Raw genomic sequence first — 14,087 nt, 5'->3', positions numbered from 1 at the left:
CGCCGAGGCGCGCCGCAGGTTCTCGTAGGACGCGTCGTGCACCGTGTGGTCGCCGTGGCTCATGTTGAGCCGGGCCACGTTCATGCCGGACCGGATCGCCTGGGAGAGGTTCTCGTACGAGGAGATGGCCGGGCCGATCGTGGCCACGATCTTTGCTCGTCGCATGTGTGCCGCCTTGGGTCGAGGGATGCCACCGGGGAGGACGCGCACAGCACTGCGGCCGGGGGCTCCGTCGCGCAGGACACGACGCAGCTCCCGGCCGCACTGCCTGGATGTCCGCCCTGGGGCGGGAGGTCGTTCCCAGCCTACCAACGCCGCCGCCGGTGTCGAGGCGCCCGGCCCGTCGGCCTGCCCCGGACGTGCGACGGCGCGGGCCGCCCCCTCCCTCTCGGAAGGGGGCGGCCCGCGCCGCGGGACCGTGGGGCCCGGTGCCGTCCTACAGGGTGAGGTCGATGGCCCGGTCGGTCGGGGCCACGGGCTCGGGCAGACGGGTCGAGCCCATGAGGAACCGTTCGACGGCGGCCGCGCAGGCGCGGCCCTCGGCGATCGCCCAGACGACGAGGGACTGGCCGCGGCCGGCGTCGCCGCACGCGAAGACGCCGTCCACGCTGGTCATGTACCGGTCGTCCCGGGCCAGGTTGGTCCGGCCGTCCAGCTCGGCGCCGATCTGCTCGGTGATGTCCTCGGACTCGTTGCCGGTGAAGCCCAGGGCCAGGAAGACGAGGTCCGCCGGGATCACCCGCTCGGTGCCGCCCTTGGGGGCGCGCCGGCCGTCGGGCAGGTACTCGGTCTCGGCGACCTTCAGGCCGGTGAGCCTGCCGCCCTCCCCCACGAACTCCACGGTGGAGGCCATGTAGGTGCGGTCGCCGCCCTCCTCGTGGGAGGTCGAGACCTCGAAGACCTTGGGCATCATCGGCCACGGGTCGGCGTCGGAGCGGTCCGCGGCGGGCTTGCGCCCGATCGCCAGGGACGTGATCGACGCCGCGCCCTGGCGGTTGGCGGTGCCGATGCAGTCCGAGCCGGTGTCGCCGCCGCCCAGGACGATGACGTGCTTGCCCGCCGCGGAGATCTGGTCCTCGACCTCGTCGCCGGCCACCACGCGGTTGCCCTGCACCAGGTAGTCCATCGCGAAGTGGACGCCGTCCAGGTCCCGGCCCGGGATCTCGAGGTCCCGCGGCCGGGTGGCGCCGGTGGCGACCACCACGGCGTCGTAGCGGCGCTTGAGCTGGTCCCAGGTGATGTCCTTGCCGATCTCCACCCCGGGGCGGAAGCGGGTGCCCTCGGCGCGCATCACGTCGAGGCGCCGGTCGAGGACCTCCTTCTCCATCTTGAAGTCGGGGATGCCGTAGCGCAGCAGCCCGCCGATGCGGTCGTCGCGCTCGTAGACCGCCACCGTGAACCCGGCCTGGGTCAGCTGCTGGGCGACCGCGAGGCCGCCGGGCCCGGAGCCCACGACCGCCACGGTCTTGCCGACCAGGCGCTGGGGCACGTACGGCTTGACGATGCCCTCGTCGAAGCCCATCTCCCCGATCGAGTACTCGATCTGCTTGATGGTCACCGCCGGCTGGTTGATGCCGAGCACGCACGAGGACTCGCACGGGGCCGGGCAGACCCGCCCGGTGAACTCCGGGAAGTTGTTGGTGGCGTGCATGCGCTCGACCGCCTCGGCGTCGAGGCCCCGCCACACGAGGTCGTTCCACTCGGGGATCAGGTTGCCGAGGGGGCAGCCCTCGTGGCAGAAGGGGATCCCGCAGTCCATGCACCGGCCGGCCTGCTTCTGCAGGACCCCCCGGTCCTGGGCCTCCTGGACCTCCTTCCAGTCCATGATCCGGACGGGCACCGGCCGCTTGGGGCGGTCGACGCGCTCGGTCACCTTCATGAAACCGCGCGGATCAGCCACGGGTTGTCACCTCCAGGATCTTGTGCCAGGCCTCGTCGCCGTCGGGGTCCTGCCCCTGGGTCCGGGCCTCTTCGCGGATGCCCTGCACGGCGGCGTACTCCCGCGGCAGGACCTTGGTGAAACGCCCGAGCGTGGCCACGGGGTCGGCCAGGAGCCGGTCCGCGAGCTCGGAGCCCGTCTCCTCGGCGTGCTTCGTGATGAGCGCCAGCACGACTTCGGCGTCCGCCTCGTCCAGGGGCAGCAGCTGCAGCTCGCCGCCGTCGCGCGCCTGCTTGTTGACCGAGGTCTCGGCGAGGTCGATGACGTAGGCCACGCCGCCGGACATGCCGGCGCCGAAGTTGCGCCCCGTGCGGCCGAGCACCAGGGCGGTGCCGCCGGTCATGTACTCGCAGCCGTGGTCGCCGATGCCCTCGACCACCGCCGTGGCGCCCGAGTTGCGCACCAGGAACCGCTCGCCCACGGTGCCGCGCAGGAAGATCTCCCCGCTCGTGGCGCCGTAGCCGATCACGTTGCCCGCGATGACGTTCTCGGAGGCCTCGAACACCGCGTCCCGCTCGGGGCGCACGATGATCCGCCCCCCGGACAGGCCCTTGCCGCTGTAGTCGTTGGCGTCGCCCTCGAGCCGCAGGGTGATGCCCTGCGGGAGGAACGCGCCGAGGGACTGGCCGGCCTGGCCCGTGAGCGTCACGTCGATGGTGTCGTGGGCGAGGACGTCCGTGCCGAACGTCCGCGTCACCACGTGGCCGAGCATCGTGCCGACCGCACGGTCCGTGTTGATGATGTGCTGCTGGATCCGCACGGGCTCGCGCTTCTCCAGGGCGGCCCGGGAGAGCCGGATCAGCTCGTTGTCGAAATGCTTCTCCAGCTCGTGGTCCTGGCCGCGCATGTTGCGCACCGCCGCGCCCCGGTGCTCGAGCACCGTGGAGTGCAGGATCGGCGAGAGGTCCAGCCCGTGCGCCTTCCAGTGGTCGATGGCGTCCTTGGTCTCGAGGACCTCGGCGTGCCCGACGGCCTCCTCGATCGAGCGGAACCCGAGCTGGGCCAGGTACTCCCGGACCTCCTCGGCGATGAACTCGAAGAAGTTCACCACGTGCTCGGCCCGCCCCGTGAACCGCTTGCGCAGCTCCGGGTTCTGGGTGGCCACGCCCACCGGGCAGGTGTCCAGGTGGCACTTGCGCATCATGATGCAGCCCTCGACGATCAGCGGCGCCGTGGCGAAGCCGAACTCCTCCGCGCCGAGCAGCGCGGCGACGATCACGTCCCGGCCGGTCTTCATCTGCCCGTCCGCCTGGACGACCACGCGGTCCCGCAGCCCGTTGAGCATCAGCGTCTGCTGGGTCTCGGCGAGGCCGAGCTCCCAGGGGGCGCCGGCGTGCTTGAGGGAGTTCAGCGGGGCCGCGCCCGTGCCGCCGTCGTGCCCGGAGACGAGCACCACGTCCGCCTTGGCCTTGGTGACACCCGAGGCCACGGTGCCGATGCCGATCTCGGAGACCAGCTTGACGTGCACCCGGGCCTGCGGGTTGGAGCGCTTGAGGTCGTAGATCAGCTGCGCCAGGTCCTCGATCGAGTAGATGTCGTGGTGCGGCGGCGGCGAGATCAGGGACACGCCCGGGGTGGAGTGGCGCGTGCGGGCGATCCACGGGTACAGCTTCTGGGCCATGAGCTGGCCGCCCTCGCCGGGCTTCGCGCCCTGGGCCATCTTGATCTGGATGTCGTCGGCGTTGGTCAGGTACAGGCTCGTGACGCCGAACCGGCCGGAGGCCACCTGCTTGATCGCCGAGCGCCGCTGCGGGTCGAGCAGCCGGTCGACGTCCTCGCCGCCCTCACCGGTGTTGGACTTCGCGCCGAGCCGGTTCATCGCGATCGCCAGGGTCTCGTGCGCCTCCTGGGAGATGGAGCCGTAGCTCATCGCCCCGGTCTGGAAGCGCTTGACGATCGAGCTGACGGGCTCGACCTCCTCGAGCGGCACCGGCTTGCGGTCCGCGGTGAAGCCGAGCAGCCCGCGCAGGGTCAGCAGCTTCTTCGTCTGGTCGTCCACGAGCTTCGTGTAGGACTTGAAGATGTCGTAGCGGCCGGTGCGGGTGGCGTGCTGCAGCCGGAAGACGGTCTGGGGGTTGAACAGGTGCGGCGGGCCGTCCCGGCGCCAGTCGTACTCGCCGCCGGTCTCGAGGTCCCGGTGGGGCTCGGTCACGCCGTCCGCCGGGTACGCCCGGCGGTGGCGGGAGGCCGTCTCCTCCGCGATCACGTCGAGGCCGATGCCGCCGATCTGGGTGTGGGTGCCGGTGAAGTAGTCGTCCACGAGCTCGCGCGACAGGCCGAGGGCCTCGAAGACCTGGGCGCCGCAGTAGGAGGAGACCGTGGAGATGCCCATCTTGGACATGATCTTCTGCACGCCCTTGCCCAGGGCCTTGATCAGGTTGTGCACCGCGTGCTCGGTGGTGATCCCGGTGAGGTCGCCCGAGCGGACCAGCTCCTCCGCGGACTCCATCGCCAGGTAGGGGTTCACCGCGGACGCGCCGTAGCCGATGAGCAGCGCCACGTGGTGGACCTCGCGCACGTCGCCGGCCTCCACGACCAGCGCCACCTTGGTGCGGGTCGCGGAGCGCAGGAGGTGGTGGTGCACGGCCGAGGTGAGCAGCAGCGACGGGATCGGGGCCCACGCGCCGTTGGAGTCGCGGTCGGAGACGATCACGTACTCGACGCCGCGGGCCACGGCCGCGGAGACCTTCTCGCAGATCTCCGCGATCCGGGCGCGCAGGGACTCCGCGCCGCCGTCGGGGCGGTACAGGCCCCGGACCTTGAGGGCCGCGGGCATCCCGTCCTCGCCCTCGAGGTGCAGGAACTGGTCGAGCTGGTCGTTGTCGATGACCGGGAAGTCCACCGCGACCTGGCGGGTGCGGACCCGCTCGGTGGTCAGCAGGTTGCCGGAGGGGCCCACGGAGCCGCGCAGGCTCGTGACGAGCTCCTCGCGGATGGCGTCCAGCGGGGGGTTGGTGACCTGGGCGAAGGACTGCACGAAGTAGTCGAACAGGGTGCGGGACTTCTCGGAGAGCACTGCGATCGGGGTGTCGGTGCCCATCGCGTAGATGGGCTCGGCGCCCTTGGCCGCCATGGGTCCGACGATCATCTTCAGCTCCTCCTGCGTGTACCCGAAGGTCTTCTGGCGCAGGGTGATGGAGGAGCGCGGGTGGATCATGTGCTCGCGCTCGGGGAGGTCCGTGATGTCGACGATGTTGCTGTCGGCCCACTCCTCCCACGGGGCGGCGGAGGCGATCTGGGCCTTGATCTCGGCGTCCTCGACGATCCGGCCCTGCGCGGTGTCCACGAGGAACATCGTGCCCGGGGACACGCGGCCCTTGCGCACGATCTTGCGGTCCCCGACGTCGACGACGCCGACCTCCGAGGCGAAGACGACCAGGCCGTCGTCCGTGACCCAGAACCGGCCGGGGCGCAGCCCGTTGCGGTCCAGCAGGGACCCGACCTGCACGCCGTCGGTGAAGGCCACCGCGGCGGGCCCGTCCCACGGCTCCATGAAGGAGGCGTGGTAGCGGTAGAACGCCTTGCGGGCGGGGTCCATGGTCTCGTGGTTCTCCCAGGCCTCCGGGATCATCATCATCATGGCCTGGGTGACCGGCCGGCCGGAGAGCACGAGCAGCTCGGCGACCTCGTCCAGGGACTGCGAGTCGGAGGCGCCCTCCGAGCAGATCGGGAACAGCTCCTCGGGGTTGCGGCCCAGCAGCGGGGACTTCAGCTGCGACTGGCGGGCGCGCATCCAGTTCCGGTTGCCCTTGACGGTGTTGATCTCGCCGTTGTGCGCGAGCGTGCGCATGGGCTGGGCCAGCGGCCACGAGGGGAAGGTGTTGGTGGAGAACCGGGAGTGCACGATCGCGAGCTCGGTGGTGAACCGCTCGTCGGACAGGTCCGGGTAGAAGGGCTCGAGCTGCTGGGTGGTCAGCATGCCCTTGTAGACGATCGTGCGCGAGGACAGCGAGGGGAAGTAGACGCCGGACCGGTTCTGGGCGCGCTTGCGCAGCCGGAACGCCTTCTGGTCCAGGCGCCGCCGGGCGGCCTCGTCCTCGGGGGCCGGCGTGGTCTCGGCCACGAACAGCTGCACGAAGTAGGGCATGACTTCCCGCGCGGACCGGCCCACCACGGACTCGGCGATCGGGACGGGCCGCCAGCCGAGGACCTGCAAATCCTCGGAGCGCGCGAGCTCCTCGAGGGCGCCCTGGATCCGCTCCGCGTTCTCCCCGCCGTGCGGGAGGAACGCGGTGCCCACGGCGTAGCCGCCCAGGGGCGGCAGCTCGAAGTCCAGCACGGCGCGGAAGAACGCGTCCGGCAGCTGGGTCAGCAGCCCGGCGCCGTCACCGGTGCCCTCGTCGCCGCCCACGGCGCCGCGGTGCTCCAGGTTGCGCAGCGCCGTCAGCGCCGCGTCGACGATCTCGTGGCTCGGGGCGCCGTTGAGGGTCGCGACCACGGCGAGGCCGCACGCGTCCTTCTCCTCGTCCGGGTGGTAGAGGCCCTGCTCCTCGGGCGCGTTGGAGAACTGCTCGAACGGGGACTCCGGCTGCTCCTGCGCGGTCTCGGCGGGATCGGCCGGACGCGGGTCCGTGCCCACCTGGGCGGAAGTGTCACCGGGGGTGCCGGCCGGGGTAGAGGTCATGACTGACGTCTCCTCACCATGGGATGCGGTCAACAGGAGCGGCCCCCGCGGCAGAGCTCCGGTCGGGAGGTGCCGCCGGATCGTGAGCTGCCGCCGACGTCCTCGAGCAGTGGTCGAAGAGGTGCCGGGCGGCGGAAGGGCCCCGTTCCAGGAATGTCCGACGATGGACGATCGTGGCGTGCACCGGAGCGGTGGACGTGGTTCACCCGTCCGCCGGTCAGGCGCTGGAAAAATCTAGCACTCAGATGTTACAGCTCTGAAAACTCTCCGGCCAGGAGCCCCGGTGCGGCCCCCGGTGCGGTATCAGGCGCGCGAGGACTCCACCGCGGCGCCGCGGGCCCTGCGGCGGCGGAGCACCACCGCCGCGAAGAGGGCCAGCCCGAGCAGCACGAGCCCCAGGGCGGTCCACACGTGCACGCGCAGGCCCAGCACCATGAGGGACGGGTCGATCCGCAGGAACAGCTCGATGAGCATCCGGCCCAGGCCGTAGTGGACCAGGTAGAGCGCGAAGAGGCGGCCGCCGTCCAGGCGGAACCGCCGGTCCAGGGCCAGCAGGAGCACCACGCCGAGCAGGTTCCACAGGGACTCGTAGAGGAACGTGGGGTGGAAGAGCGTGTCGGCCGGCAGCCCGGCCGGGAAGTTCGGGCTGCCGGGGTCGATCTCGAGGCCCCACGGCAGGGTGGTGGGCCGGCCGAAGAGCTCCTGGTTGAACCAGTTGCCCCAGCGCCCGATCGCCTGCGCGAGGAGCAGGCCGGGTGCCGCGGCGTCGGCGAAGACGGCCAGGGAGACGTTGTTGCGGCGGCACACCCACCACGCGGCCGCCGCGCCGAAGGCCACGGCCCCCATGATCCCGAGGCCGCCCTCCCAGATCCGCAGCGCGTCGACGGGGTCGGCGCCCGGGCCGAAGTAGCCTGCCGGGTCGGTGATGAGCACGTGGTAGGCGCGGGCGCCCACGATCCCGGCGGGAACGGCCCACATCACGATGTCCCACACGATCTCCGGGTCCAGCCCCCGGGCCGCCCAGCGGCGCGTGGTCAGCCACAGCGCCGCGGCGATGCCCGCGAGGATGCACAGCGCGTAGGCGTGCACGGTCAGCGGGCCGAGCGAGAAGCCGGACCAGTCCGGGGAGGGAATGCCCTGCCGGAGCGGGGCGCTCATCAGGGCGGGCACGGGGGGAACGGCGCTCAGCAGCATGCGGTGGGGCCTCGGCTCGTGGGGTCGTCGGGACGGGCGGCCCCGCCCGGAGGAGGGCGGGGCGCCACGTCACGCTATCAGGCGCGCCCGGCCAGTTCCCGGGCCAGCGCGCCCACGGCCTCGGGGCCGCCGTCGGCCAGCGCCTGCACGAGGGCGGTGCCCACGATGACGCCGTCCGCATAGGCCCCGATCTCCTCGACGTGCTCCCGGCGGGAGACGCCCAGGCCCACGCACACGTGCTGGGCCCCGGCGGCGCGGGTGTCCGCCACGAGCTTCTCGGCGACGTCGGAGACGGCGTCCCGGGCGCCGGTGACGCCCATCACGGAGACCGCGTAGACGAAGCCGCTCGCGGCCTTGACCACCAGGTCGAGCCGCTCCCGCGAGGAGGAGGGCGCCACCAGGAAGATCCGGTCCAGGCCGTGGGCCTGGGACGCGGCGAACCACTCCCGGGCCTCGTCGGGGATCAGGTCGGGGGTGATCATCCCCGCTCCCCCGGCCTCGGCGAGCCGGCGGGCGAACGTGTCGACGCCCATCTGCAGGACGGGGTTCCAGTAGGTCATCACCACGGGCACCGCGTCGGTCCGCTCGGCCACGGCACGGACCACGCGGAACACGTCGGCCACCCGGAACCCGTTGGCGAGGGCCGTGGTGGTCGCGTGCTGGATCACCGGCCCGTCCATGACGGGGTCCGAGTACGGGATGCCGATCTCGATGACGTCGGCGCCGCTGGTGCCCAGGGCCACGGCCGCCTCGATGGACTCGTCGACGGTCGGGAAGCCGGCGGGGAGGTAGCCGACGAGGGCCGGCCGGCCATGGTCCCGGCACTCGGCGATGCGCGCGGCGAGCCGCGAGCCGGGGTCGGCGCTCAGGCCCGGCGGCAGGAGGCGGGAGGCGAGGTCCGCCCCGGGGGTCTCGTGTCGGGTGGTGCTCACAGTCGCTCGCCCTTCTCGCCGAGCTCGGCCTCGGCGCTGTCGTCCGGGAGCATCCCGAACCATTCCGCGGCGGTCGCCACGTCCTTGTCGCCGCGCCCGGAGAGGGAGACCACGATGATCTTCTCCGCGGCCGCCTCCGGCCCGAGCTCCTCCACCCAGCGCCGGCCGATCTTCAGCGCGCCGGCCAGGGCGTGGGAGGTCTCGATGGCGGGGATGATGCCCTCGGTGCGGCACAGGAGCCGGAAGGACTCCATCGCCTCCACGTCGGTGATCGCCTCGTAGCGCGCCCGCCCGATGTCGTGCAGGTAGGAGTGCTCGGGGCCCACGGCCGGGTAGTCCAGGCCCGCGGAGATCGAGTGGGACTCGAGCGTCTGCCCGTCCTCGTCCTGCATGAGGTAGGTCCGGGCGCCGTGCAGCACCCCGGGGCGGCCCAGCGAGATCGTGGCGGCGTGGCGTCCGGACTCCACGCCGTCCCCGCCGGCCTCCAGTCCGTAGAGCTCCACCGAGGGGTCGTCCAGGAAGCCGTGGAAGATCCCGATCGCGTTGGACCCGCCGCCCACGCAGGCCGCGACGGCGTCCGGAAGGCGTCCGGCCTGGGCCAGGATCTGCTCGCGGGTCTCCTCGCCGATCTGCTCGTGGAAGTAGCGGACCATCGCGGGGAACGGGTACGGCCCCGCCGCGGTGCCCAGCAGGTAGTGGGTGTGCTCGACGGAGGCGACCCAGTCCCGCAGGGCCTCGTTGATCGCGTCCTTGAGCGTGCGGGAGCCGTTGGTCACGGGCACCACGGTGGCGCCCAGCAGCTCCATGCGCGCGACGTTGAGGGCCTGGCGCCGGGTGTCCTCCTCGCCCATGTAGACCACGCACTCCATGCCGAACAGGGCGGCGGCGGTGGCCGAGGCCACGCCGTGCTGGCCGGCGCCGGTCTCGGCGATCAGCCGGGTCTTGCCCATCCGGCGCGCCAGCAGGGCCTGGCCGAGCACGTTGTTGATCTTGTGCGAGCCGGTGTGGTTGAGGTCCTCCCGCTTGAGGAAGATCCGGCACCCGGCCTCGGCGGCGAAGCGCTGGGCCTCGGTGAGCAGGGAGGGCCGGTTCGAGTAGTCGCGGGAGAGCCGCTGGAACTCCGCAGTGAACTCCGGGTCGGCCTTCGCCTTCTCGAACACGTCCGTGAGCTCGTCGAGGGCGGCGATGAGGGACTCGGGCATCCACCGGCCCCCGAAGTCCCCGAAGTACGGCCCGGGGGCCTCGCGCAGGGAGGCGGCCTCTGCGGCGACGGCCTCCGCCTCGGCCTCGGGGACGTGCCGCCGGGCGCGCGCGGCGGCACCGGCCGCGCGGAAGGCCGCGATGGTGGACGCGGGCTCGGCGCTGCGCACGAGGGCCTCGCCGACCAGGACGGCCTTGGCACCGTGCGAGGCGTAGAGGGCGATCTGCTCCTCGCCCTCGACGCCGGACTCGGCCACGATCACCGCGTCCTGGGGCAGGAGGCCGGCGAGCCGGCCGAAGGTCTCGACGTCGGTGTCGAGGGTCTTGAGGTTGCGGACGTTGACGCCCACGATGCGGGCGCCCACGGCGACCGCCCGCTCGATCTCCTCGGGCGTGTGCGTCTCCACCAGGGCGTGCATGCCCAGCTCGTGGGTCAGCGCGAGGAAGCGGCGCAGCTCGTCGTCGGAGAGGGCGGCGACGATCAGCAGGACGAGGTCGGCCCCGTGGGCGCGCGCCTCCCAGATCTGGTACTCGTCGACCGTGAAGTCCTTGCGCAGCACGGGCACCCCCACGGCCGCGCGCACGGCGTCGAGGTCCGCCAGGGAGCCGTTGAAGCGCCGCTGCTCCGTCAGCACGGAGATCACCGAGGCCCCGCCGTGCTCGTAGGCCGCGGCCAGGCGCGCCGGGTCCTCGATCGGGGCCAGCGCGCCCTTGGAGGGGCTCGAGCGCTTGACCTCGGCGATGACCTGCACGGCGTCCGCGCTGGGTCCCCGGAGCGCCGACTCGGCGTCCAGGGCCGGCGGCCGCTGCGCGGCGGCCCGGCGGAGCTCGTCGAGGCCGACGCGCTCACGGCGCTCCGCGAGATCCGCCCGGACGCCCTCGATGATGGCGTCCAGGACCGTCCCGGTGCTCTGTTGCGACATGGTTTCCTGTCCTCTCGGCGGCGCTGGCCGCGCTGGTGCGTTCGTGGGCCGCGCCCGGACCGGGCGGGGACGGCGACCGGTCCCTTCCGGGGGCCGGTCGGCCCGTGCGCGTGCCGCGCTCCCGGGGCCGGCCCGCGCCGGCCCGGTCTCAGCCCTGGTGCTGGCGCGCCTCGTGCTTGCGCTGCTCGGAGCCGCTGCCGTGGCCCATCCTGCTCAGCACGGCGCCGGCGACGAGCCCGACGACGACCAGCACGATGCCCGCGATCAACAGGGCGGTGCTGCCCACCGTGAAGCCCACCACGCCCACGATGACGCCCACCGACATGATGCCGACGGTCACCCACGCGGCCAGCGTGTTGCCGTGCCCCACGAAGCCGGTGTGGTCGAGGACGATCTCGTTTCCGTTTGCCATGTTGTTGCACTCCCGATTTCCCTGCCGGAGCCGGCCGGCTCCGCGCGCACGGCCCCGGCGGGGCGCGGCGGTTGCTGACAGTCTGTCCCGTCCCATTGTGCCACCCCTCGGGCCGCGCCCGCGCACGCCCCACGGGGCCCCGGGGCACCCGCTCCCCCGCCGCGGCGGGCCCGGAGCCCAGGGGCGGGCAGGGCGCTCAGGCGGTGGGGTCGCGACCCTCGGTGAGGGCGTCCCACGAGTCGATCTCGTCGCCGGAGCGGGCCGTCCCGGCCGGGGGCCCGTCCGCCCCGGAGCGCTCGTAGCGCCGGGCCGCGGTCCAGGTGCGGCCGGCCACGAGGGCCCAGGCGCCGCACAGCGCCACGAGCGCCGAGGCGGCCGCCGCGAGCGGGGGCCAGGCGGTGACGGCGAAGTCGCCGCCGGCGTTGATCATGCCGGTGGCCTCGCCCACGGCGGTCTGCGCGGCCCCGGCCGGATCGGCCAGCACGGCCACGGAAGCCGCCAGGGCGCCGAGGCCGGCGAGCACGACCACCACGGACACCACGGTGCGCAGCACCCGGCCGGAGATCGCCGTGGTGAGGGCACCGGCGGCCGCGACGAGCCCTAGGGCGGTGACGGCCGGCGCAGCGTCGGACCCGGCGACGTCCACGGTCACGGGCTCGAGCGTGGTCTGCACCGTGGCGGAGACCCAGGTGGCGGCCGAGCAGGCGAACACGGACAGGGCGGCGACCAGGGTGGCGAGCACCACCGTGGACCGCCGGGACAGCGCCGCCCGCCGGGAGCCGCGGGCCTCAGGCACGCCCGGCGCCCGTCTCCGGCACGGCCACCCGGTCGAGGTCCAGGGCGTGCAGCCGCTCGGCGAGCAGCACCGCCCGCAGCGGTGCGGTGGCCTTGTTGAGGGACTCGAGGGCCTCGGTCTCGGGGTCGGAGTCCGCGACGATCCCGCCGCCGGCCTGGACGTACGCCTTGCCGTCGACGAGCAGGGCCGTGCGGATGGCGATGGCCATGTCCATGTCCCCCGCGAAGTCGAGGTAGCCGACCACGCCGCCGTAGACGGCGCGGCGCAGGGGCTCGTACTCGTCGAGCAGGCGCAGGGCCCGGGGCTTGGGCGCCCCGGAGAGGGTGCCGGCGGGGAACGTCGCGGCGAGCACGTCGTAGGCGGTGGCGTCCGGGCGCATCCGGCCGACGACGTTGGAGCACAGGTGCATGATGTGGCTGAAGCGCTCCACCTCCATGAACTCCGTGACCTCCACCGAGCCCGGGACGGCGATCTTGGAGATGTCGTTGCGCGCGAGGTCCACGAGCATGAGGTGCTCGGAGCGCTCCTTCTCGTCCTGGAGCAGGTCCCGCTCCAGCGCGAGGTCCTCCTCGACCGTGCGCCCGCGCGGGCGGGACCCGGCGATGGGGTGGGTCACCGCCTGGTCCCCCGTGACGGTCACGAGCGCCTCCGGGGAAGAGCCGACGATCGAGAAGGGACGGCCGCCGGCGTCCTCGAAGCTGTACAGGTACATGTACGGGCTGGGGTTGATGGCGCGCAGCATGCGGTAGACGTCGAGGGAGTCGGCCGTGCACCCGGTCTCGAAGCGCCGGGAGACGACCACCTGGAAGATGTCCCCGTCCACGATGGCCTTCTTGCCCTCCACGATGGAGTTCATGAACAGGGTGCGGTCCCAGCTCTGGTCGACCTTGGACTCGAGGTCCCCCCGGATCTCGTCGCTGCCGGTGAGCGTCGAGGCCGTGCCGTGGCCGAGGGGCCGGGCGAGCCGCTCGAGCATCGCGTGCACCCGGTCCACGGCGTCGGCCCAGGCCTCGTCGACGCGCTCGTCGGTGTCGTCGAAGTTGATCGCGTTGGCCACGAGCATCACGGTGCCGTCCGTGTTGTCGTGGACAGCGATGTCCGAGACCAGGTTCATGGCCAGCTCGGGGATGCGCAGGTCGTCCTCCGGCGGGTGCGGGAGCTTCTCCCAGCGGCGCACGGCCTCCCAGCCGACGAAGCCCACGAGCCCGGAGGTCAGCGGGGGGACGTCCTCGAAGCGCTCCGTGTGCAGCAGCGCCATGGTGTCCCGCAGCGCCTCGACGGGGTTGCCGCCGGTGGGGGCGCCGGCCGGGGCCTGCCCGATCCAGTGCGCCTCGCCGTCCCGGGCGGTGAGCGTGGCCCGCGAGTTGGCGCCGATGAAGGAGTAGCGGGACCAGACGCCGCCCTCGGCGGCGGACTCGAGGAGGAACGTGCCCGCCCGGGCCGCCCCGTCCTCGAGGGCGAGGGCCCGGTAGAGACCGATCGGGGTCATGGCGTCCGCGAGGATCTTGACGCGGACGGGGATGACGCGGCGCTCCGCGGCGAGCGCGCGGAACTCCTCGAGCGTGGGGCTGATGCTGCCCAGGTCCTGCATGGGTGTCGACCTGACTTCCTGGTGGCGGACGGGAGGAATGAGGGTGGCGGGGCTCAGACGGCGGCGACGGCGCCGAGGTCGCGGCCGTCGAAGCAGCTGCGGGTGCCGGTGTGGCAGGCCGCCCCGGTCTGGTCGACCCGGACGAGGAGGGCGTCGCCGTCGCAGTCGAGGCTCACGCTGTGCACGGCCTGGACGTGCCCGGACGTGTCGCCCTTGCGCCAGTACTCCTGGCGGGAGCGGGACCAGAACGTCACGCGGCCCTCCGTGAGGGTGCGGCGCAGGGCCTCGTCGTCCATCCAGCCCAGCATGAGCACCTCGAGGGTGTCGTGCTGCTGCACCACGGCGGCCACGAGGCCCGAGGGGTCGCGCTTGAGCCGCCGGGCCACGGCGGGGTCGAGGACGTCGGTTCCGGTGTCGGGGGTCTGCTCGCTCATCGCCACCCATCCTATCGACCTGTCCGGGCGGCCCGGCCCCCG

The 14,087-nt window shown here is 72.9% G+C and carries 10 protein-coding genes; all 10 read right to left on the bottom strand.

Going from position 1 to position 14,087, the window contains the following annotated elements:
- Positions 1-165: pyruvate kinase (locus H488_RS36650; RefSeq protein WP_237740452.1), on the bottom strand; the 165-nt coding region annotated here is incomplete at its 3' end.
- A gap of 271 nt (positions 166-436) precedes the next feature.
- Positions 437-1,900 carry a glutamate synthase subunit beta gene (locus tag H488_RS30330; protein ID WP_031283259.1) on the bottom strand — a complete coding sequence of 488 codons (1,464 nt, stop codon included), beginning with the start codon at positions 1,898-1,900 and terminating at the stop codon, positions 437-439.
- Positions 1,893-6,563 (bottom strand): glutamate synthase large subunit, encoded by a 4,671-nt coding sequence (gene gltB / locus H488_RS30325; protein WP_017833963.1) that lies wholly within the window; start codon positions 6,561-6,563, stop codon positions 1,893-1,895. The genes H488_RS30330 and gltB overlap by 8 nt, the downstream gene beginning before the upstream one ends.
- A 303-nt stretch (positions 6,564-6,866) precedes the next feature.
- The gene (gene lgt, locus H488_RS30320) at positions 6,867-7,757 is read right to left on the bottom strand and encodes a prolipoprotein diacylglyceryl transferase (protein WP_017833962.1); all 891 of its coding nucleotides are present in this window, start codon (positions 7,755-7,757) and stop codon (positions 6,867-6,869) included.
- A gap of 77 nt (positions 7,758-7,834) precedes the next feature.
- Positions 7,835-8,626 (bottom strand): tryptophan synthase subunit alpha, encoded by a 792-nt coding sequence (trpA, locus tag H488_RS30315; protein ID WP_237740451.1) that lies wholly within the window; start codon positions 8,624-8,626, stop codon positions 7,835-7,837.
- A 59-nt stretch (positions 8,627-8,685) separates the two neighbouring features.
- Positions 8,686-10,812 (bottom strand): tryptophan synthase subunit beta, encoded by a 2,127-nt coding sequence (gene trpB / locus H488_RS30310; RefSeq protein ID WP_017833960.1) that lies wholly within the window; start codon positions 10,810-10,812, stop codon positions 8,686-8,688.
- Between the two features lie 148 nt (positions 10,813-10,960).
- Positions 10,961-11,224, bottom strand: coding sequence for an HGxxPAAW family protein (locus H488_RS30305; RefSeq protein ID WP_017833959.1), 264 nt, complete (start codon positions 11,222-11,224; stop codon positions 10,961-10,963).
- Between the two features lie 196 nt (positions 11,225-11,420).
- Complete coding sequence (locus tag H488_RS30300; RefSeq protein WP_017833958.1) at positions 11,421-12,020, bottom strand: Trp biosynthesis-associated membrane protein; 600 nt, start codon at positions 12,018-12,020, stop codon at positions 11,421-11,423.
- A complete protein-coding gene (locus H488_RS30295) occupies positions 12,013-13,611 on the bottom strand; it encodes an anthranilate synthase component I (RefSeq protein ID WP_017833957.1) in 1,599 nt (532 codons plus the stop codon). Before H488_RS30295 ends, H488_RS30300 begins: the two co-directional genes overlap by 8 nt.
- Positions 13,612-13,664: 53 nt before the next feature.
- Positions 13,665-14,045, bottom strand: coding sequence for a phosphoribosyl-AMP cyclohydrolase (gene hisI, locus H488_RS30290; RefSeq protein ID WP_017833956.1), 381 nt, complete (start codon positions 14,043-14,045; stop codon positions 13,665-13,667).
- Positions 14,046-14,087 lie beyond the last annotated feature (42 nt).

Source organism: Kocuria sp. UCD-OTCP, from assembly GCF_000349605.1.
Classification (GTDB): Bacteria; Actinomycetota; Actinomycetes; order Actinomycetales; family Micrococcaceae; genus Kocuria; species Kocuria rosea.
The sequence above is the reverse complement of the archived record's forward strand: the minus strand, read 5'-3'. Positions and strand labels throughout refer to the sequence as shown.